This window comes from Synechocystis salina LEGE 00031 (assembly GCF_015207985.1).
In the GTDB taxonomy this organism is placed as follows: Bacteria; Cyanobacteriota; Cyanobacteriia; order Cyanobacteriales; family Microcystaceae; genus Synechocystis; species Synechocystis salina.
The window spans coordinates 13,637-35,360 of sequence record NZ_JADEVV010000027.1; the positions used below are offsets into that span (position 1 = coordinate 13,637).

Consider the following 21,724-nt stretch of genomic DNA (forward strand, 5'->3'; position numbering starts at 1 on the left):
CTCTCTTTGCTAGTTGAGACGCAGACCAAACTTGGTAACGCCCGGAAAATCAATTTTGAATTGCTCCGAAAAATAATCCTGGTAAAAGGTTTGATAGGGCTTAAATCCCACGGATTCATAGGTATGACGGGCCCTGTCATTGCCATTGATCACCATAATGCCAGCAAATTCATGGCCTTGCGATCGCCCTTTTTCCAGTAAAGCCCTCAGTAACGCTTTGCCCAAACCCTGGCCCCGGGCCTCCGGTAATACGGCCACATTTTCAATAATCCAGGTTGCCTGGGGGGTGAGAAAAAACGGTCGTAAATTTCCGCCCCAAAGCCCCAGATACTGCCCACGAAAAGCTGCCAAATTTTCCTTCGTCCAGTTCAACTCCTTGGCGATCGCCTCTAGCTGGGATAGGCGTAATGGACAATAGTCCTCTGTCCCAGGCACATAGCCAGCGGCGGCAGCAACAGGTTTGCCCTCAGCTTCCAAAATCAGAAAATCCGGCACATTACCCCAATTGCAAGCATCAGCCTTTAGTTCTGCCTCAATAAACTCCAAGGCTGTGGTACCGGTACCTTCCAATAAATCTTCCCAAAAGCAATGGTTTAACGGCGGCAGGGAAGCCTCGTACTCAATCCTGGCGAGAAATGGAATATCCGCAGTGGTTGCTTGGCGGGTATTTAGCGTAGTTGACATCACAGCTCCTTTGGGAAAACTCCCCATAAAAGATACAATCTGTATGTATCTCAAAAATAAAAGAAGCCCCTTTCTTTGTCAAGATACATACTGTCTGAATGTTAAATTAATTCCCATGCCGGCTAAGTTAACCAAAGCGGAACAAACTCGACGAACTCGCCGCGCCATTCTTGATCGAGCCCGTCACCTGTTTGCCACCCAGGGATATACCGCCACGGGCACCGAAGAAATCATTAGTGAGCTAGCCATTACCAGGGGAGCCCTATACCATCAATTTGGCGACAAGCTGGGGCTGTTTAAAGCTGTCATCGTGGAAGCCTATGACGAAATCACCAACTACATCCAAATGAAAGTTCGGCCCCTAGACAATAACTGGCAACAGTTAATCGTTGGCTGTCAGGCATTTCTTGAAGTTGCTCAACAGGACGAACTACGGCGCTTGGTATTTGTGGAAGCTCCTGCCGTTTTGGCAGCGGATGACCTCACCGAAATTGATCAATATGGCTTTGGTTTACTCCACGAGTCGATTCAGACCGCCGTCTCTGAGGGGCAACTTAACACCGTCGATGCTGAGGGTTTCGCCCACTTGGTCAATGGTTCGTTGAATGAGTTGGCCGCTTGGGTGGCCCAGTCTAATGATCCGGAACGACTTACAACCGCCCAATGCTTGGTGGAAACGTTACTGCTACGGCATCATCATTGCAGTTAGTTTTTCATTCTTGGGTTCAAAAAAAGCCAGGCCCATGGTGAAAAATGAGTAATGACTGAAGCCATTGCTGGACTGAATTAATTTCCAGATGTAACCGGTACTCAACCCAGCCCTTAGCCAGGGGAATTCTCCTCCAGTACTTGCAAGAGAGGGGCAATATAGGAAAATACAATCAACTCGATCGCCGTCGAGTAAAAACTGTTATCAGGAGCCTCTATGTACATCGTTCAAATTGCCTCAGAATGCGCCCCCGTCATTAAGGCCGGAGGATTGGGGGATGTTATCTACGGGCTCAGCCGTGAATTGGAACTGCGGGGCCATTGCGTCGAGCTCATCCTGCCCATGTATGATTGCATGCGCTATGACCATATCTGGGGTTTACACGATGCCTACCGTAACCTAGAGGTGCCCTGGCATGGCAGCTCAATTTTTTGTGACGTTTTCTGTGGCTGGGTCCACGGTAGACTCTGCTTCTTCATTCAGCCCAAATCTTCTGATAACTTTTTTAACCGGGGTCATTATTACGGCGCCCTCGATGACCATATGCGCTTTGCCTTTTTCTCCAAGGCGGCCATGGAGTTTTTGCTACGTAGCAACAAACGCCCAGACATTGTCCACTGCCACGATTGGCAAACGGGGCTAGTACCGGTGTTGTTGTACGAAATTTATCGCTTCCACGGCATGGATCATCAGCGGGTTTGCTATACCATCCACAATTTCAAACACCAGGGCATTGCTGGAGCCAATATTCTCCACGCCACGGGGCTTAATAATGACAGTTATTATTTCAGCTACGATCGCCTGCAGGATAATTTCAATCCCAATGCGATTAACTTCATGAAGGGGGGCATCGTCTATTCCAACTATGTCAACACCGTTTCCCCTCACCATGCTTGGGAGGCCCGCTTTTCCGATATCTCCTGTGGCCTGGGCCACACCCTGGAACTTAATCAGCAAAAATTTGGCGGTATTTTGAACGGTTTGGACTACGAAGTCTGGAACCCAGAAATTGATCCCCTCTTGGCGAGCAACTTCGGTCCCAAAACCTTTGGCGATAAAGCAAAAAATAAGCAAGCTTTACGGGAAAGATTAATGCTGGAAGCGGACGATAACAAACCAATGGTCTGCTTTATTGGCCGCTTGGATGGGCAAAAAGGTGTCCATTTGGTGCACCACTCCATCTACTACGCCCTTGACCAGGAATCTCAATTTGTACTGCTCGGCTCCGCCACCGAACCGAATCTGAGCAAATGGTTCTGGCACGAAAAACAACATCTCAACGATAATCCCAATGTCCATCTGGAGTTGGGTTTTGATGAGGAGTTGGCCCACCTAATTTACGGAGCGGCGGACATCATTGTGGTGCCGAGTAACTATGAACCCTGTGGTTTGACCCAAATGATCGGGCTTCGTTATGGGGCCATTCCGGTGGTGCGGGGAGTGGGCGGTTTGGTGAACACCGTGTTTGACCGGGATTATGACCAAAACCATCCCCCGGAAAAACGTAATGGTTTTGTTTTCTATCAACCGGATCAGTATGCCTTGGAAACGGCCCTTGGTCGGGCGATCGCCTTGTATAAGGATGATCCCGTGGCCTTTAAAACCTTGGCCTTGCAGGGCATGGCCTACGACTACTCTTGGAATAAACCGGGCCTCCAGTATGTGGAAGCCTACGAATACATCCGGGCTTAACCCTTCGGGCTTGTAACAGTTTCGTTACACTAGTCCATAGGCGGAGCAAAAGCCGTTGGCCATAGCTTCGTTCAGCGTTAATGAATAACAACAACTTAAAGATTATGGGATTCTTCGATTTATTCGGTAAAAAAACGGCCATGGTTGCCCCCAATGAAGCCCTCCCTGGGCGATCAGCCCCCATGCCGGTGCCAGATAAGCATTTCGTCAATGGCCATAGCCTCAAGGCACCCTTTCCCGAAGGAATGGAAACTGCTATGTTCGGTTTAGGCTGTTTTTGGGGGGCGGAACGCAAATTTTGGCAAATTCCGGGAGTTTACAGCACCGCCGTTGGTTATGCGGCTGGGTACACCCCCAATCCCACCTACCAAGAAGTTTGTACGGGCATGACTGGGCATAATGAGGTGGTTTTCGTTGTGTTTGATCCCCAACAGGTGAGCTACAAGGAATTACTCAAAGTCTTTTGGGAGAGCCATAACCCCACCCAGGGCATGCGCCAGGGCAACGATGTCGGTACCCAATACCGCTCCGGCATTTACACCTATTCCGAAGCCCAACAACAGGCCGCTTTGGCATCGCAGCAAGCCTATCAGCAAGCTCTCCAACAGGAGGGCTATGGGGAAATTACCACGGAAATTTTGCCGGCCCCGGATTTTTACTACGCCGAGGATTATCATCAACAATATTTGGCTAAGAATCCCAATGGTTACTGCGGTTTGGGGGGCACTAATGTAGCCTGTCCCATCGGCACAGAAGTTTCCCTGGGAGCTTAGTCAAGTTGGTGGACAAAATCCTTTTATTGGGGGCCACAGGGCAAGTGGGTCAGGAGTTGGCCCTTGCTTTATCCCGTTGTGGGCAAGTGCAAGCCGGCACCAGGGCAACTTTTGATTTGGCCCAACCGGCCACCCTGGGGGATAAAATTCGTGCTTTCGCTCCCGATATCATTGTCAACTCCGCCGCCTATACTGCCGTGGACAGGGCTGAAACGGAGCCGGAATTAGCCTACGCAGTGAACGCCCTTGCTCCCCAGGCGATCGCCAACGTGGCCAAGGAGATCGGCGCCTATGTGGTGCATATCTCCACCGACTATGTGTTTGATGGTAGCCAGAGTTCCCCTTACCAAGAGACTGATCAAACCAACCCCCTGGGGGTTTACGGCCAAAGCAAACTCCAGGGAGAAAGGGCCGTGGCAGAAAGTGGCGCTAAATTTCTCATTGTCCGCACTGCCTGGGTTTATGGAGCCAAAGGCTCCGGCAATTTTGTCAAAACCATGGTGCGTTTGGGCAAAGAGCGGCAAGAAGTGCGGGTGGTGGCGGATCAAATTGGTGGTCCCACCTGGGCCAAGGATCTGGCTCAGGCGATCGCCGCTTTGGTTCAACAACGGGCCCAGGGCATTTACCACTACAGCAATAGTGGGGTGGCTAGTTGGTACGATTTTGCAGTGGCGATTTTTGAGGAAGTTGAAAATTTGGGCATTTCCCTTCAGGTACGTCGGGTGGTGCCCATTACTACAGCGGCCTATCCCACGCCGGCTCGACGGCCAGCCTACTCCGTTCTATCCCATGAAAAAATAGTACAAACTTTGGGTTCAGCCCCTCCCCATTGGCGAGCTTCATTGCGGGCCATGCTGCAACAAAGCATCAACGAGGGCATTTTCTGATGACAAGGCCACTACATTACATTGCCCCCATTGCCACGGACTCCGGTACCTGTTGACGGTAACGGTAATAGGCCGAACAGGCCCCTTCCGAAGAAACCATGGGGGCTCCCAGGGGTTGTTCTGGGGTGCAGGTCGTACCAAAGGCTGGACAATCGCTGGGTTTCCGTTGTCCCTGTAAAATTTCTCCGCTAATACACACCGTTTCCCCCATCGTTGGAGCCATGGTTTGCAGTAGGGACGCAAATTTAATTCCGGCATCCCAAGGCGCAAATGCTGGCCTTAGTCCCAAACCGCTGGCAGGAATTAATCCTAAACCCCGCCAATGGCGATCGACTGGTTCAAATACTTGATCAATAATTTTCTGGGCATGGGCATTGCCCTGGGGTTGGACTGATCGCCGATATTGATTGTCGCAAGTGAATTGTCCCGACTCCAGTTGGCGCACACAGGCAAGGATGCCCTGCATAATATCCACCGGTTCAAAGCCAGTAATAACTATAGGCACTTGGTATTTTGCCGCAATGCGTTGATATGCCCTTTCCCCGGTCACTGTACAGACATGGCCTGCTGCTAAAAAGCCCTGCACGAGGGAATCGGGATTGCCTAATAAGGCTTCCATGGCCGGGGGCACTAACACATGGGCGCAAAGCAAACTAAAATTACGCACCTGTTGGGCCCTAGCTTGGTGGAGAGTCATGGCGGTGGCGGGGGCTGTGGTTTCAAAACCTACCCCAAAAAACACCACTTCCCGATTAGGGTTTTCCCTGGCGATCGCCAAACAATCGAGGGGAGAATAGACAATGCGGACATCGCCGCCCTGGGCTTTAACGGTTAATAAATCCGCCCCACTGCCGGGCACCCTTAACATATCCCCAAAGGAACAAAAAATTATCTCTGGTTGCCGGGCCAACCATAAAGCCTGGTCAATCAATTCCATCGGGGTGACGCACACAGGACAGCCGGGGCCATGGATCAGAGTCAAATCCCTCGGCAACAAAGTATCCAAACCATATTTGACAATGCTGTGGGTCTGGCCGCCACAAATTTCCATCAGCGTCCAAGGTTGGCTGATCTCCCTGGCGATCGCCTGACGGTAATGGGCCACCACCTCGGCATCCCGATATTCATCAACGTATTTCATAGCTAAAATTTGGCGAACTGATCCCAAGGTTAACGAAAATTTTCAGTAATAGTTAATTCTGGTCAAGTTGGAATGTGCTGGAAAAGTCTGCAAGCGATGGTCAATTTTCCCTAGTCCTCCTGAATAAGAAGCAGATATTCAGTAAGTTTCTGCTTGCAAGAGTATTTAGGCTGATTTTTTAGATGATCATGGCACTTCTCCCACGCTTGCCCAGCTTTTTATGTCCTAAGCAATGGCAACAAGTAGGGAATTTTATTGCTAAAGTGGAAATAGAAAAACAATATTTTAAGGGTTAGTTGATGTAGTCTTTAATATCTTTTTACGACAAAAATATCATGTCAAAATTTCCCCCTGCTGACCACTCTTTTCATCCCATCCATCAGTTAGTATAGTTAAAATGAATTTTGATCTTTCAAAACTAAGTAGCATAAAAGTTGAGTCTTTGGTACAGCAAGGGTTAGATACCATTCTCAATCGCCAAGCCAAAGCGGAAGCTTTATCGGCGGAAAAAGTTAGTTTGATCAAAAAATCCCTGGATCAAAAGGGGGAATTATACCGACTGCCCCCCAGCCATAAATTTACCATTGCTGCCTATCAAGTACGCTATCAAAATTCCGTTGGTTCCATTCTTATCACCCTGGATAACCTGCGGGAATTCAATAAAATGTTAGACCAAGAAATTTTGCAAGAAGCAAGTAAAGGTCATCTCCGCAAAGCCGACCGATACATTCGCCAAAAGCGCAACGTTGACATCACTACATACACCCATCGCATCAAAGGTTATCGGGTTACCCAAGCCAAAGCAAAAATTCTTACCTGGATTATTGACTGGGACTTTCATAAGCAATCATCGGACGAAAGCTCCTATGGTAGCGGCACTGCTAGGGCGCTAATGCAGGAATTGGCAGTTAGCTTCCTTGACCATCCCGACGCCAAGAATAGTAGACAAGATTATTTAGACGCCATCATGACCCTAAACTGGGTCAAAGAAATTTTGCAGACGGCTAAACCCTTCTATAGCCACAGCCAAATTACCCATAAAATCATCTACCACCACCACTTAGACAGTTAGTTATTCACTAATGGGTCCGACGGTTAATGCTAACAATTTATCTAAGTGACTTGTAACCATCTAACCATCCCATGGTTGACCACACCGGGCAAACTATGTTTTTAACTATCTATTGAAAAAATTATCCCAATATTAAACAACACCCAGAACCTAGTAACTAGTCTTACTAACCCTCCTTTCTTCGAGCATGATTGGAGCTGCAAATACCTACTACAAGGGTAATGCCTATCTCCCATGGCTAGCAATTGGGGCTGTGACTGTTTTCGGTTTGGGTGTTGTCCGCTATCTGAGCGATGAAATGAGAAACAAACGAGACAGATTTAGAAAGAAACAGCTCAGTTTTACCTCTCTTGTTAAACTAGGGTTTTCGGACGGAAGTGGCTGTTTGTATCTGCCAGTGAAGCCTTTCTGCTCCATGTATTTAATGTACAAAATCCTACCAAGAATGGCAAGCCATATTTAACTTTATTCATTTAAAAAAAGCAAAGGCTATTAATTTTGTTGCGAAATATTAACAAAAGCTGCAGCAGTTTATTTGAGCTATTTTTGTCGCATAAAACAACTTTTTTGTTGTCTAAATTGTCGATATTAAACCATCGATATTGAAGAAACCTAAAGATTTGTTCGCTTTTTAAAAAGTTGGTGTAACAATGAAGACAACCAGATAAAGATTCAGTTCGTTATTGTGGGCAAGATTGTGGAGAAACGAAAATTTTTCCCTAATCAAGGGTGGCAATCAGGTTAATTTTTGCAGTCAAAATTTCCTGGTTTACGCTTTCCCCCATCTTTTATCGGCTGTATTGCTCCTTTTTGAGGGTTTTTCCATGACCGTTGCCACCGATCGCCAAACTACGCCCCCATCTGCGGCCCATCCTAGTGGAGACAAGCGTTTTAAGGTGTTGGATGCCACCATGAAGCGCAACCAATTTAATCAGGATGCCCTCATTGAAATTCTTCACAAAGCCCAGGAGATTTTTGGCTATCTGGAGGAAGATGTCCTACTCTATGTGGCCCGGGGGCTCAAACTCCCCCTCAGCCGAGTGTTTGGGGTGGCGACTTTCTATCATTTATTCTCCCTTAAGCCCAGCGGCAAACATACCTGTGTGGTTTGTTTAGGAACAGCTTGTTACGTCAAAGGAGCGGGGGATTTGCTGAAAACCCTGGATCGAGAAATCCATCTCCAGCCCGGAGAAACCACCGAAGATGGCCAAATGTCCTTGGTGACGGCCCGTTGCATTGGAGCCTGCGGCATTGCTCCAGCGGTGGTCTATGATGGCAAGGTTTTGGGCAAGCAAACTGATGATGGGGTGTTGACGGCGATCCAACCTTGGTTAGGCAACACTGAAGTTTAATTAAAGCTTAAGCATTGATTTATGCAGTAGTTGCTACTACTTAAGTTATCAATGCTGGATAAAGGTCTAAATAATTGGCGATTTTTAGTAGTAATTGTTTTTTATCATTGCCATCCATGGCCATTGATTAATCAAATTTCACTCCACTTTTCTAGTTAAATTCCATTGCTCCACCACCAACCGAGGATTTAAGGTTTTATGGATATCAAAGAATTAAGGGAAATTGCTGCCAAAAGCCGGGAGAAACAGGCAAAAATTCGCGTTCGCTGTTGTAGTGCCGCCGGTTGCCTTTCTTCTGAAGGGGAGGCGGTGAAAAAAAATCTCACCACGGCGATCGCCGAAGCGGGCTTAGGGGACAAGGTGGAAGTCTGTGGGGTGGGCTGTATGAAGTTCTGTGGTCGGGGGCCCCTAGTAGCGGTGGATGACCGGAACCAACTCTACGAATTTGTCACCCCAGAACAGGTGGGGGATATTGTCAAAAAATTGCAAGAACCCGATGCGATTCCGGAAACCGGCTTAATCAGTGGCGACCCGCACCATCCCTTCTACGCTCTGCAACGGAATATTGTCCTAGAAAATTCCGGCCAGATTGATCCCGAGTCCATCGATGAATACATTGCCCTGGGGGGCTACGAACAGCTTTATAAAGCCATCTATGAAATGACTCCAGAGAAAGTGATCACGGAAGTGCAAAAAAGTGGTCTGCGGGGTCGGGGTGGGGGCGGCTATCCCACCGGCTTGAAATGGGCCACAGTGGCCAAAATGCCCGGTCAGCAGAAATATGTTATCTGCAATGCTGACGAAGGTGATCCCGGTGCTTTCATGGACCGCAGTGTTTTGGAAAGTGATCCCCATCGCATCCTAGAAGGAATGGCGATCGCCGCCTATGCTGTGGGGGCCAACCATGGCTACATCTATGTACGGGCGGAATATCCCCTGGCCATCCAAAGACTACAAAAAGCTATCCAACAGGCCAAACGCTACGGCTTAATGGGTACCCAAATTTTTGATTCTCCCATTGATTTCAAAGTGGAAATCCGGGTGGGGGCCGGCGCCTTTGTCTGTGGGGAAGAAACAGCTCTCATTGCCTCAGTGGAAGGGAAACGAGGCACGCCCCGACCGCGACCACCCTATCCAGCCCAATCGGGTTTATGGGCAAGTCCCACCCTAATTAACAACGTCGAAACCTACGCTAACGTCGTACCCATTATTCGGGAAGGGGGCGACTGGTATGGGGCCATTGGCACTGAAAAAAGTAAGGGCACTAAGGTCTTTGCTTTGACGGGGAAAGTGGAAAATGCCGGTTTGATTGAAGTTCCCATGGGCACAACAGTGCGGCAAGTGGTGGAAGAAATGGGGGGCGGCGTACCCGATGGCGGCCAAGTCAAAGCTGTGCAAACTGGGGGGCCTTCCGGAGGCTGTATCCCCGCCGATAAATTGGATACACCCATCGAATATGACACCCTATTAGCCTTGGGGACCATGATGGGGTCGGGGGGCATGATTGTTATGGACGAAACCACCAATATGGTGGACGTGGCCCAGTTTTATATGGATTTTTGCAAATCGGAATCCTGCGGCAAGTGTATTCCCTGTCGAGCCGGAACAGTGCAACTTTATGACCTTTTAACCCGCTTTTTAGAAGGGGAAGCCACCCAGACAGACTTAGTTAAATTGGAAAATCTTTGCTACATGGTGAAAGAGACTAGCCTCTGTGGGTTAGGAATGAGTGCTCCCAACCCAGTAATTAGTACCTTGCGCTATTTTAAACATGAGTATGAAGCTTTGCTTAAAGTCTAGTTTGATGGTTTGTATGTCAAATTAATTCTCCTGAAACGCCATGACTGTTTTAACTGTGCCCATCAAAAGTGATACTTGGATCAAGACCTCTTGGGAAGAATTTATCCAAGCTGCTGAAAACCCTGATTATGAAAAGGGTAAATTTTATTACTATCAAGATCATCTAAGAATAGAAATGTCCCCTGTTAGCAGGGATCATGCTGGAGACCATGGCCTTGTGAATGGTGCTCTTGGTCTCTATGTTGCCTTAAGAAATATTCCAGTAACAATCCGTGATACCTGTAGTTACCGTCAACCTGGTCAATGGGAAGTACAACCTGATATTTCTTGCCATGTGGGGGATAATGCTATGGCTATTCCCTATGGAACGGGTATTGTCAATTTAAATGATTATCCTCCCCCCGATTTGGTCATTGAAATTGCCAATACTTCCTTAGCTGATGATCAAGGAAAAAAACGACTACTTTATGAAGATTTAGGCGTTAAAGAATATTGGATTGTGGATGTGAAAGTCACTAAAATTCTGGGGTTTAAAATGAAAAATCAAGGGAGCTACCAAATTAGAGAATCTCTAGTTCTTCCTGGCTTAAAACTGGCTATTTTAGAAGAAGGGTTACAAAAATCACGTCAAACTAACCATAGCGAAGTGATGCGTTGGCTACTTCAACAGTTTAGTTAATTTATTTTCAGAGGAGTTTTTTGCCAATGTCTGTTGTTACCTTAACCATTGATAATAAGGCGATCGCCATTGAGGAGGGGGCTACGGTGCTCCAGGCTGCCAAAGAAGCAGGAGTTCCTATTCCCACCCTCTGCCATTTAGAAGGCCTTTCTGAAGCCGCCGCTTGTCGTTTGTGTATGGTGGAAGTGGAGGGGACTAATAAACTGATGCCTGCCTGTGTGACGGCGGTCAGTGAAGAAATGGTGGTGCATACCAACACAGAAAAGCTGCAAGATTACCGACGCATGACGGTGGAATTACTCTTTTCCGAAGGTAACCATGTCTGTGCCATTTGTGTTGCTAACGGCAATTGTGAATTGCAAGATATGGCTATTACGGTGGGCATGGACCATAGCCGTTTTAAATATCAATTTCCCAAGCGGGAAGTGGATTTATCCCATCCTTTATTTGGTATTGACCATAACCGTTGCATTCTCTGTACCCGTTGTGTGCGAGTTTGCGATGAAATTGAAGGGGCCCATGTCTGGGATGTGGCCTATCGCGGGGCCGAATGCAAAATTGTTTCTGGTCTGAGCCAACCCTGGGGAACGGTGGATGCTTGCACTTCCTGTGGCAAATGTGTCGATGCCTGCCCCACTGGTTCTATTTTCCATAAGGGAGAAACCACCGCTGAAAAAATTGGTGATCGCCATAAGGTGGAATTTTTAGCTACGGCCCGTAAAGATCAACAATGGACTCGATAATTTCCATAACTTTTACTCTGAAAGTAACCTAGATAAACCCTAAAAATATGTCTAAAATTCGTTTTGCTACCGTTTGGCTCGCCGGTTGTTCCGGTTGTCATATGTCCTTTCTGGATATGGATGAATGGTTAATCGAGTTGGCCCAAAAAGTGGATGTAGTTTTCAGCCCCGTTGGTTGTGACTTGAAAGAATATCCCGACAACGTTGATGTTTGCCTAGTGGAAGGGGCGATCGCCAACGAAGAAAATTTAGAATTGGCCCTGGAGTTAAGGAAAAAAACAAAAGTAGTAATTTCCTTTGGCGACTGTGCCGTTACGGCCAATGTCCCCGGTATGCGCAATATGCTTAAAGGCAGTGATCCGGTTCTGCGTCGAGCCTATATTGAACTGGGGGACGGCACTCCCCAACTACCCGATGAACCAGGCATTGTCCCGCCCTTATTAGACAAAGTTGTCCCCTTACACCAAGTAATTCCAGTGGATATTTTTATGCCCGGTTGTCCCCCCGACGCCCACCGCATTCGAGCAACATTGGAGCCGCTATTAAATGGAGAACATCCCCTGATGGAGGGACGGGCAATGATTAAGTTTGGCTAAAATTAAGTTTTCCCCACGGTTTGCAAAATCAGTATTTAGGAGATTGAACAATGAATATTCAATTGGTAGAATCCTTGGTTCAGATAATTCAGAGTCTTTCCCTGGAGGAACAAAAATTATTGAAGAGTCAATTGGAACAAATAGAAGAAAAAAAAGATAACTGGGAAGAAGTATTAGAAGAGATTGAAGCTAGCAAACAAAAAGATCTATCTGTACGTCAAGGAAAAAAAATTGAGCTTTCTATTACAGAAATCATTCATCAAATGCGAGAAGAAAGAGACCAACAGCTGCTAGAAACTTGGCAATCTTGATTAGGTTTAATAATTAAACTAGTTTAAATTCAATGGTAAATATCTGTATCGATAACAGTTTTTTAATTCTTTTGCTTACCAAGGAAGATAGTTCTAACAAAGCTCAGTTGTTGTGGAGGGAGTGGCAAACAAAAAACAACACTATTATCGCCCCTAAATTAATTTATTACGAAGCCAGTAATGTCCTACACCGTCTCCAGAGATTTAAGCAAATTGATTCCGCTCAAGAAAAACTTAATCTTGTTTTTAAACTGAACATCAAGATCTATGAGTATGACCAGTTGCACCAAGATGCTTTGACGATCGCCGAAAGATTTCAATTGCCGGCCGCCTACGATGCCCATTATTTAGCTTTAGCAGAAAAAATGCAGATAGATTTTTATACTTGTGACAAAAAAATGTTCAATTCCGTACAACAAAATTTTCCTAGAATAAAATTAGTTGCCACCAATAGCAGTTAATTTTGTTCAGTTATCATATCAAAAAAAATTACATTAATTGACTTACTATCATGTCTAAAACTATTGTTATTGATCCCGTTACCCGCATTGAAGGCCACGCTAAAATCTCTATTTTTCTCAATGACCAAGGCAACGTCGATGATGTCCGCTTCCATGTGGTGGAGTATCGGGGCTTTGAGAAATTCTGTGAAGGCCGCCCCATGTGGGAAATGGCCGGTATTACCGCCCGCATTTGTGGCATTTGCCCTGTGAGCCATCTCCTTTGTGCGGCTAAAACCGGGGACAAGTTACTGGCGGTGCAGATCCCTCCGGCTGGCGAAAAACTACGACGGTTAATGAATTTGGGGCAAATTACCCAATCCCATGCCCTTAGTTTTTTCCATCTCAGCAGTCCTGATTTTCTGCTTGGTTGGGACAGTGACCCCGCTACCCGGAATGTGTTTGGCTTAATCGCCGCTGATCCCGATTTAGCTAGGGCCGGCATCCGTTTACGACAATTTGGCCAGACGGTGATTGAACTTTTAGGAGCCAAAAAAATCCACTCCGCTTGGTCTGTGCCTGGGGGAGTACGATCGCCCTTGTCCGCAGAAGGAAGGCAGTGGATTGTGGACCGTTTACCAGAAGCAAAAGAGACCATTTACGTCGCTCTAAATTTGTTTAAAAATCTCCTAGACCGCTTCCAAACTGAGGTGGCAGAATTTGGTCGGTTTCCCTCTTTATTTATGGGACTAGTGGGAACCCATGGGGAATGGGAACATTATGGTGGCCATTTGCGGTTTACCGACAGTGAAGGCAATATTGTGGCCGATAATCTCAGTGAAGATAATTACGCTGATTTCATTGGTGAGTCGGTGGAAAAATGGTCCTATTTAAAATTTCCTTACTATAAGCCCCTAGGTTACCCGGACGGTATTTATCGGGTTGGCCCCTTAGCCCGCCTTAATGTTTGTCATCATATTGGCACCCCGGAAGCAGACCGAGAATTAGAGGAATATCGTCAACGGGCTGGAGGCGTAGCCACGTCTTCCTTCTTTTATCACTACGCCCGTTTGGTGGAAATCCTCGCCTGTTTAGAAGCCATCGAATTGTTGATGGATGATCCAGATATTTTGTCCAAAAACTGTCGAGCCAGGGCGGAAATTAACTGTACCGAAGCAGTGGGGGTAAGTGAAGCACCCAGGGGAACCCTATTTCACCATTACAAAGTGGATCAAAATGGTCTGATTGAGAAAGTTAATCTGATCATCGCCACGGGTAATAATAACTTGGCCATGAATAAAACCGTGGCTCAAATTGCCAAGTATTACATTCGCAATCATGATGTGCAGGAAGGCTTTTTAAACCGGGTAGAGGCAGGTATTCGTTGCTATGATCCCTGTCTTAGTTGTTCCACCCACGCGGCGGGGCAAATGCCATTGATGATTGATTTAGTGAACACCCAGGGGGAAGTAATTCAATCCATTCGGCGGGACTAGTCGCCAGGACAAAAAGCAGGCGTAATTAGACAAAAAAATACCCCGGTATAACCGAGGGCATATCTAGGAGAACTCAATGTCAATGGAAGGTACCGAAACCCCTAGAACCCGTGCCCTTAATAGTTCTTGCAAAGGAATTCTGTCGGGTTTCCATAGCCTTATGTTCTTTATAGTAAACATAATGTTAATTTTTGTCAACGAGACTTGACGTCCGGTTCATTTTATTGATAAGACTATGCCCCCACGGCGATCGCCCCGTTTTGTCCCCCAAAGCCAAAGCTGAGACATAGGCCGTAGGCTAAGCGCCCATGGGCCAAGGGGTTAATGGAGGTGAAATTGAGGGGAAATTCCGGTTCCCTTAAGCCGACACAGGGAGGCAATTTTTGCTGGTGCAGGCTCAGTAATGTTAAGGCCACGGCGATCGCCCCGGAAGCCCCCAGGGTATGGCCGGTGGCCCCTTTGGTGGAGGTGATTGGTGTATTTGGTGCGAACATGGTTTGAATTAAGGCCGCTTCCCGCTGATCATTAAAAAGGGTGCCGGTGCCGTGGGGATGGATAAGACTAATCTGTACTGGAATTAAGCCACTACGGGTTAAGCAATGTTTAACTGCTTTTTGGGCACTGCGATTATCAAAGGCGGGGGTACTGCGATGGAGAGCATCACAACTAAAACCCCAACCTAAAATTTCACCGTAAATTCTGGCCTTTCTCTTTTCGGCCAAGGCTCGGCTTTCCAACACCAATAATGCCCCCCCTTCCCCTAACACTAGACCCTGGCGCTGGCGATCGAAGGGGTAGCAACCATCGGTTGCTAGCGTCGCCATTTTACTAAAACCGGCCAATGTGAGCGGTGTAATGGGGGCTTCCACTGCTCCGGCCAAAACCCGTTGGCAATGACCTGTTCTAATTAACTCCACCCCCTGGGCGATCGCCCATAATCCGGTGGCACAGGCCGCCATGGGACATTGCATCACCGTTACCTCTGGTAGAAGTTGGGCGGCGAGACGGGCGGCCTGATCGGGTAAGGTCTGCCACCAATCTACCGGCCCAAAGTTAGGCGCCACCGGGGGCTTAGTATTACTGCCAACCCAATCTTCCCAATGGCCCTGGCTGGCTCGACTAGAACCGATCGCCACGCCCCAGGGTTCTTCCGCGGGATCAAGTAGGGCATCGTCAAGGGCAGCCTGGACTAATGGCGGCACCAACTGCCCTAGGGAACGGGGATAATCTCCTCGCAGTGCCAAAGGTAACGGTGGCAAGTTAGTGAAGGGTTGCTTGGGCTTGATGGCCGTTTGTCCCTGTAACAACTTCTCCCAGGTTTGTAATTGATCTCCCAGGACAGTGTCGAGGGCCAGACCCGTAACCACCACTCCTGTGGCTAGAGCATCTATTGGAACCGTTTTCTGCTTCCCCTGCCCATCCATGGCCCGATTAACTGTTAGCTTCGGGAATGGCAATTTCCAACATTTCCACCCGCCGGTCTAGGGCTTCTAATTCATCCTTCAGGCGATCGCCTTGGCCCACAATGACCGCAATCATCTGTTCGGGGCGGAGATACTTGGCCGCTACCCGTTGCACGTCTGCCACCGTGGTGTCCATCACCGCCTGTTGGTAGGTGAAAATAAAATCCTCTGGATAACCGTAATACTCGTAGGTCATCAACCGGGAAAGGGTTTGCCCCGGTCTTTCAAAGTTAAAGACAAAGGAATTCAAAATTGAGTCCTTGGCATAGGCCAATTCTTCCGGGCTTACTTCGGTGATGCGTAACTTTTCAAACTCTTGTAACAGAGATTGGAGAAACTGCACTGTGGTTTCTGTGCGGGTAGGGCCCCCAGCTAAGAAATAACCGGGATAGTCATAGCGGGCCTGCCAACTACCGGAAACACTATAGGCTAAGCCCTGGGTAGAGCGGATATTGTTAAATAACCTGCCTGCAAAGCCCCCCAGGACCCCATTCATCACCGACAGGGCGGCGTAATCAGGGCTGTCCACCATGCCGCCAATTTGCCCCAAAAGCACATTGCTCTGGGTAACGTGGGGCAAATTAACCAAAAAAACTTCACTGTCATTAACCTGGCTAGCACTGGGGGGAGTTAACTGGGGAGCCGTTCCCGGCACTTGCCAATTACCAAATTTTTCCGCAATGGTTTGCTTGATGGTTTCCCCGTCGAAGTCTCCCACAATACCTAGAATCATCTGGTCGGGACGGACGTAGCGTTGATGAAAATCAACAATATCCTGGCGGTCAATATTGGCTAAGGTTTGGTACTCCACCGTGCGGGCGTAGGGACTGGTGGAGCCATAGAGCATTTTGCTAAATTCCCGGCTGGCAATATCCCCAGGGTCGTCGTTGCGACGGGCAATGCCTCCCCGCAGTTGGTTTTTGGCCAAGGCAATTTGGGCTTCGTCAAAGGCTGGGGTTTGGAGTACTTGGGCAAAGAGGTCAAACACCAAGTCAAAGTCCTTACCAAGGGAAGAAAAACTAGCGGAACCAGAGGCGGTGCCAATGCTGGTTTCAATGGCGGCGGCCTTTTGCTCCAATAAATTGTTCAGTTGGGCGGGGGAATACTGCTCTGTGCCCCCCAACCGCATAGTAGCGCCCGTCAACTGGGCTAACCCCACTTGATCCGCTGGTTCCCAACGGGCTCCTGCCCGCATTACTACTGACCCTGATACCAGGGGCAGTCTCCGGTCAGGCATTAGATAGACCACCAAACCGTTGGGCAGAGTGTAACGTTCGTAGTCCGGCAGATTGATTTCCGGCAGGGGGGGGAACGTCAATTGGTCATGGGTTTTGGGCTGGGCTCCCAGGTCCCTCGCTATGGCCGGGGCTAGGGAAAGATTACTAAAAACGACGATCGCCATTACCAGGGTGGCCACCAGGACGAACCGTTGCCAGGCATTGGGGCTAGAGACCACTGTTTTGGGAGTTTTCCAAGGATTTTTCATAGGGCAAACAAGGCGATCTAGTATCCACAGTCCCCATTGTTTATCGGTTAAATCTGTCGTGGGGCTGGGGCGGAAGCAAAAACGGTGACTAGTGCCAAGGCAAAAGCCTCCCCAATGCTAACAGTGCTTCAACACTGGGAAGACTTTGACTAGCCAAGCTGGGCTGGGCCATTGTGCTGACCAATGACAACCGTCCCAACTAGACAGCGCCACCGGCTGCTTGTAGGCGAGCCCGAGCTTTTTTGTAATTGTTAGAAGCTTTCAGTTGGTTGGGTTTATCTTCCCCCCGGTTTGCTTCTTCCAAAGCACCTTGGGCTTCGGTGTAGGCTTGGCGGGCCGATTCAGCATTGATCTCTGTGCCCAACTCGGCACCATTGACCAATACTTTCACTTCGTTATTTTCTACCTCAGCAAAGCCCCCCATGACTGCAATATTTTTCCAGTCCTTACCAGGGCGCACCCGCATGACCCCAATTTCCAAAGCGGTGAGTAGGGGAGCGTGATTACTGAGGATACCCAGTTGGCCGGTGGTGCTGGGCAAAATCAGTTCCTGTACTTCTTCATCCCAAACCACCTTATCCGGTGTGATTACCCGTACTGTTAACGTCATTTTTAGGAATTTCCCTTTGATAGCGTTTCTATGCAAACAACTGGCGATCGTCGACCAGGAAAGCAGGGGGAATAAAGCAATGGTCATCCTAGAAAACCATTCCTATTCCCCCTAATTCTCCCAACTTAGACCCCAGACAAATCAGCTCTTAGCCCTCTTTGAGCTTAGCTCCTTTAGCCTTAGCTTCCTCGATGTCTCCCACCAAGTAGAAAGCCTGCTCTGGTAAATCATCCAATTCGCCGGCCAGAATAGCTTTGAAGCCTTTGATGGTGTCGGCTAGGGACACGTACTTGCCGGGGGCACCGGTGAACACCTCTGCCACAAAGAAGGGTTGGGAAAGGAAACGCTCGATTTTCCGAGCCCGGTCCACCGTCAAACGGTCTTCCTCGGACAATTCATCCAAACCAAGAATGGCAATGATATCCTGCAATTCTTTGTAGCGTTGCAGGGTAGATTGCACTTCCCGAGCGGTGTTGTAGTGCTCTTGCCCAACGATGGAGGGCTGGAGCATGGTGCTGGTGGAATCCAAGGGATCCACGGCGGGGTAAATACCTTTAGCGGCTAAACCACGAGAAAGTACGGTGGTACCATCCAGGTGGGCAAAGGTGGTGGCGGGAGCGGGGTCAGTTAAGTCGTCCGCCGGTACATACACCGCTTGGATAGAGGTGATGGAACCTTCCTTGGTGGAGGTGATGCGCTCTTGCAAATCCCCTACGTCCGTACCGAGGGTAGGCTGATAACCTACGGCAGAAGGCATCCGACCCAACAGAGCCGATACTTCCGAGCCAGCTTGTACGAACCGGAAAATGTTGTCGATGAAGAGCAATACGTCTTGTTTGTTCACATCCCGGAAATATTCCGCCATGGTCAAAGCAGTTAAACCAACCCGCATCCGAGCCCCGGGGGGTTCGTTCATCTGACCGTACACCAGAGCGATTTTAGACTCTTCCGGTTTGTCGGCGTTGATGACGTTAGACTCGATCATCTCGTTGTAGAGGTCATTCCCTTCCCGGGTCCGTTCCCCCACACCACCAAATACGGATACTCCCCCGTGTTGGATGGCGATGTTGTTGATCAATTCCATCATGATTACGGTTTTGCCCACACCGGCACCACCGAATAGACCGATTTTGCCACCCTGACGGTAGGGGGTAAGCAGGTCAATTACTTTAATGCCGGTTTCAAATACTTGGGGCTTGGTTTCTAGGTCCACCAGTTTGGGGGCGGGGCGGTGGATCGGGAAGGTTTCTCCACTGGGCACTGGGCCTTTGTTGTCCACGGGCTCACCGAGAACATTGAAAATACGACCGAGGGTGCCGATTCCCACGGGAACGCTGATGGGGGCCCCGGTGTCCACCACGTCCATACCCCGGACGAGGCCATCGGTGGTGCTCATGGCTACGGCGCGGACCTGGTTGTCGCCGAGAAGCTGCTGCACTTCACAGGTAACAGCTACTTCGTTACCAGCAGAGTTTCTGCCTTGGACTTTAAGGGCATTATAAATACGGGGCAATTTACCACTGGGGAACTGGGCGTCAATTACAGGCCCGATGACCTGGGTAATTTTGCCAACGTTAGTTGCTTCTTTTACGGCTACCATGCTGATTGTCTAGGAATTTGTTTATAGTTAGACTACAGGATTACTGTTTAGTTTTGGTCAAATTTGCCATCTTTAAGGGTATCACTTTGGGGCTGTCCCCAACTGGTGGGATGGTGCAAATCCTAGGCTGATAGGCGATCGCCGGGGGGAGGTTTTGGAGCAAAAGTTGGAACGGGAAGATTGTCTGAGGGCGATTGCGAGAACTTTGCTGGAAAAGGACTGGGCCACGGCAGTCCATTTTGCCATGGAGCAACTGGGGCTGTTGTTTGGTTGTCAGCGGGTCCATGTGATTTACCATGATCCGGCCAAGGACTGTTTACATATGGCGGAAGAATGGTGTGCGGTGGGTACTGCTCCTCGGTTATCAACTTTTCAAGGGGTGCCGGTGGCCACCTATCCCTGGATCTGGGCTAATTTGCAGGACAGTGACGGTGTTTTGGTGAGGGATGTGGAGCAAATGCCGCCGGAGGCTGAGATGGATAAGGCCTCCCTGCAGTTTGATCTGGTGAAATCTATCTTGGTAGTGCCCATGGTTAAGGATGCCCAAGTGTTGGGCTACATTAGCCTGGTTCATCTCCATGGCAACTACGGCTGGAACCCGGAGGAATTAAACTTGGCCAAGCTGGTGGGGCAATTTTTGGCGATCGCCCAGGCCCGGCACCAAGCAGAAACAACCCTGACCCAAGCAAAGGAAGCGGCGGATGCGGCCAATCGGGCTAAAACGGAATTTTTGGCCAGCATTAGCCATGAATTGCGTACTCCCCTCAATGCCATCATTGGTTTTAGCCAACTGTTACATCGGGATCCCAGTTTGGCCCCCCACCGTCCCACCCTGGATATCATCAATCGGAGCGGCGAGCATTTACTAGAGCTGATTAACGACATTCTGGAAATGTCCAAAATTGAGGCAGGCCGCACCACCCTCAACGAAAAAACCATTGATTGCCATCGTTTATTGGACAATTTACAGGCCCTTTTTCAACTGCGAGCCCAGGAAAAACAATTACTCCTCCAGGTGGAACGATCGCCAGAGGTGCCCCAATGGATTAAAACCGATGGGGGCAAGTTGCGGCAGGTATTGATTAACTTGTTGGCCAATGCCATTAAGTTTACGGCCCAGGGCGGTGTCACCCTGAAGGTTAAATGCCTGACCCCCCCTACTCCCCAGACCAACGGGGGTGAGGAAGCATCCATCTGGCTTCATTTTTTGGTATCGGATACGGGGGCGGGCATTGCTTCCCATGAAATGGATCAACTGTTTGTGCCCTTTGCCCAGACAGAAACGGGGCTGAAGTCTTGCCAAGGTAACGGTTTAGGGCTACCCATCAGCCAAAAATTTGTGCAGTTGATGGGGGGACAAATTCAAGTTAGGAGTAAGGTCAATCAAGGCAGTACTTTCTTTTTTGCCATTCCAGTGCAGGTGATGGCGGCCCCCAATCCGACTCCGGAAATCTCGGCGGCAATTCTCCCTTCTCTAGACCAGTACAATCAAAAAATTCTCGTGGTGGATGATCGCCCGGAAAGTCGGCTATTGCTGTGCCAATTGCTCACCAGCCTAGGCTTTGTTGTCCAAGAGGCAGAAAACGGAGAAATGGCGATCGCCCTGTGGGAGAGTTGGCAGCCCCAGGTGATTTTAATGGATATGCAAATGCCGGTGTTGGATGGTCGGAGTGCGACCGAAAAAATTAAAGCTAGCCCCCAAGGGCAACATACGGTCGTCGTTGCCCTCACCGCCAGTGCCTTTGAAGAAGAACGGACGGAAATCCTGGCCTCTGGCTGTGACGATTTTTTACGCAAGCCTTTCCGCCCCGAAGAATTGATCGCCCTCCTAGCCAAACACCTGGCCGTATCTTTACCTTCCCAGGTTCAACCACAGGCTTCCCCTCTCCGACCCTTTCCTGTCATCACAGCTCCGTCCCTATTAGAACAATTGGCTCAGACCCCCCTATCCTGGCGACAACAGATGACGAAAATGGCCCTAGAATGCAATGACGATGAACTGATTGCCCTGGTTGAGTCCCTGCCGACTTTGTCACCATCCCTGGCTCACCTATTGGCCACCTGGGCTAGGGAATACCGCTTTGAACAGATTTTCCTGACGATTGAATCCAGTCTTGGGGAGATGACCCCAGTGGGGTAACCCAATTGATATTCCCAACTGTGACAACAGGTGCTTAAAATTCGTCTCAA

At 48.8% G+C, this 21,724-nt stretch carries 20 protein-coding genes; 14 read left to right on the plus strand and 6 right to left on the minus strand.

Annotation, left to right across the window (positions count from 1 at the left end; all coding sequences use genetic code 11):
* Positions 1–9: 9 nt before the first annotated feature.
* A complete protein-coding gene (locus tag IQ217_RS10605; RefSeq protein WP_199309564.1) occupies positions 10–684 on the minus strand; it encodes a GNAT family N-acetyltransferase in 675 nt (224 codons plus the stop codon).
* 115 nt (positions 685–799) lie between these two features.
* Between IQ217_RS10605 and IQ217_RS10610 the strand changes: the two genes are divergently transcribed.
* The 4 genes from IQ217_RS10610 to rfbD all read left to right on the plus strand — a co-directional run bounded on the left by IQ217_RS10610 (position 800) and on the right by rfbD (position 4,745).
* On the plus strand, positions 800–1,393 hold the full coding sequence (locus tag IQ217_RS10610; RefSeq protein ID WP_194019914.1) for a TetR/AcrR family transcriptional regulator: 594 nt from the start codon (positions 800–802) through the stop codon (positions 1,391–1,393).
* Between the two features lie 216 nt (positions 1,394–1,609).
* On the plus strand, positions 1,610–3,085 hold the full coding sequence (gene glgA / locus IQ217_RS10615) for a glycogen synthase GlgA (RefSeq protein WP_194019915.1): 1,476 nt from the start codon (positions 1,610–1,612) through the stop codon (positions 3,083–3,085).
* Between the two features lie 104 nt (positions 3,086–3,189).
* On the plus strand, positions 3,190–3,858 hold the full coding sequence (gene msrA, locus IQ217_RS10620) for a peptide-methionine (S)-S-oxide reductase MsrA (protein WP_194019946.1): 669 nt from the start codon (positions 3,190–3,192) through the stop codon (positions 3,856–3,858).
* An 8-nt stretch (positions 3,859–3,866) separates the two neighbouring features.
* Entirely contained in the window at positions 3,867–4,745 is an 879-nt protein-coding gene (gene rfbD / locus IQ217_RS10625) for a dTDP-4-dehydrorhamnose reductase (RefSeq protein ID WP_338116540.1), read from the plus strand.
* Positions 4,746–4,761: 16 nt separating this feature from the next.
* On the opposite strand, the gene hypD is transcribed toward rfbD, so the two are convergent.
* The gene (gene hypD, locus IQ217_RS10630; protein ID WP_194019917.1) at positions 4,762–5,886 is read right to left on the minus strand and encodes a hydrogenase formation protein HypD; all 1,125 of its coding nucleotides are present in this window, start codon (positions 5,884–5,886) and stop codon (positions 4,762–4,764) included.
* Between the two features lie 397 nt (positions 5,887–6,283).
* Between hypD and IQ217_RS10635 the strand changes: the two genes are divergently transcribed.
* The 9 genes from IQ217_RS10635 (at position 6,284) to IQ217_RS10675 (ending at position 14,375) form a co-directional block, all read left to right on the plus strand.
* Positions 6,284–6,958, plus strand: coding sequence for a hypothetical protein (locus IQ217_RS10635; RefSeq protein WP_190596756.1), 675 nt, complete (start codon positions 6,284–6,286; stop codon positions 6,956–6,958).
* Between the two features lie 824 nt (positions 6,959–7,782).
* On the plus strand, positions 7,783–8,310 hold the full coding sequence (gene hoxE, locus IQ217_RS10640) for a bidirectional hydrogenase complex protein HoxE (RefSeq protein ID WP_194019918.1): 528 nt from the start codon (positions 7,783–7,785) through the stop codon (positions 8,308–8,310).
* Between the two features lie 198 nt (positions 8,311–8,508).
* A complete protein-coding gene (locus IQ217_RS10645) occupies positions 8,509–10,110 on the plus strand; it encodes a NuoF family protein (RefSeq protein WP_194019919.1) in 1,602 nt (533 codons plus the stop codon).
* A 40-nt stretch (positions 10,111–10,150) separates the two neighbouring features.
* Entirely contained in the window at positions 10,151–10,789 is a 639-nt protein-coding gene (locus IQ217_RS10650; protein ID WP_194019920.1) for a Uma2 family endonuclease, read from the plus strand.
* Positions 10,790–10,815: 26 nt separating this feature from the next.
* Positions 10,816–11,532, plus strand: a complete 717-nt coding sequence (hoxU, locus tag IQ217_RS10655) for a bidirectional hydrogenase complex protein HoxU (RefSeq protein ID WP_194019921.1) — start codon at positions 10,816–10,818, stop codon at positions 11,530–11,532.
* A 47-nt stretch (positions 11,533–11,579) separates the two neighbouring features.
* Positions 11,580–12,128, plus strand: coding sequence for an NADH-quinone oxidoreductase subunit B family protein (locus IQ217_RS10660; RefSeq protein ID WP_194019922.1), 549 nt, complete (start codon positions 11,580–11,582; stop codon positions 12,126–12,128).
* Positions 12,129–12,178: 50 nt separating this feature from the next.
* Positions 12,179–12,439: a hypothetical protein gene (locus IQ217_RS10665; protein ID WP_194019923.1), complete on the plus strand. Its 261-nt coding sequence runs from the start codon at positions 12,179–12,181 to the stop codon at positions 12,437–12,439.
* Between the two features lie 32 nt (positions 12,440–12,471).
* Positions 12,472–12,900 carry a type II toxin-antitoxin system VapC family toxin gene (locus IQ217_RS10670; protein ID WP_194019924.1) on the plus strand — a complete coding sequence of 143 codons (429 nt, stop codon included), beginning with the start codon at positions 12,472–12,474 and terminating at the stop codon, positions 12,898–12,900.
* 50 nt (positions 12,901–12,950) lie between these two features.
* Positions 12,951–14,375 (plus strand): Ni/Fe hydrogenase subunit alpha, encoded by a 1,425-nt coding sequence (locus IQ217_RS10675; RefSeq protein WP_194019925.1) that lies wholly within the window; start codon positions 12,951–12,953, stop codon positions 14,373–14,375.
* 233 nt (positions 14,376–14,608) lie between these two features.
* Here IQ217_RS10675 and IQ217_RS10680 read toward each other — a convergent pair whose 3' ends face one another.
* The 4 genes from IQ217_RS10680 to atpD form a co-directional block, all read right to left on the minus strand.
* Complete coding sequence (locus tag IQ217_RS10680; RefSeq protein WP_228016615.1) at positions 14,609–15,832, minus strand: beta-ketoacyl-ACP synthase; 1,224 nt, start codon at positions 15,830–15,832, stop codon at positions 14,609–14,611.
* Positions 15,807–17,324 (minus strand): M16 family metallopeptidase, encoded by a 1,518-nt coding sequence (locus IQ217_RS10685; RefSeq protein WP_228016614.1) that lies wholly within the window; start codon positions 17,322–17,324, stop codon positions 15,807–15,809. Before IQ217_RS10685 ends, IQ217_RS10680 begins: the two co-directional genes overlap by 26 nt.
* 199 nt (positions 17,325–17,523) lie before the next feature.
* Positions 17,524–17,934: an ATP synthase F1 subunit epsilon gene (gene atpC / locus IQ217_RS10690; RefSeq protein WP_190596739.1), complete on the minus strand. Its 411-nt coding sequence runs from the start codon at positions 17,932–17,934 to the stop codon at positions 17,524–17,526.
* 148 nt (positions 17,935–18,082) lie between these two features.
* Positions 18,083–19,534 (minus strand): F0F1 ATP synthase subunit beta, encoded by a 1,452-nt coding sequence (atpD, locus tag IQ217_RS10695; protein WP_194019926.1) that lies wholly within the window; start codon positions 19,532–19,534, stop codon positions 18,083–18,085.
* A 154-nt stretch (positions 19,535–19,688) separates the two neighbouring features.
* Here atpD and IQ217_RS10700 point away from each other — a divergent pair, with 154 nt between their 5' ends.
* Positions 19,689–21,674 (plus strand): response regulator, encoded by a 1,986-nt coding sequence (locus tag IQ217_RS10700; protein ID WP_194019927.1) that lies wholly within the window; start codon positions 19,689–19,691, stop codon positions 21,672–21,674.
* The last annotated feature ends 50 nt before the right edge of the window (positions 21,675–21,724 follow it).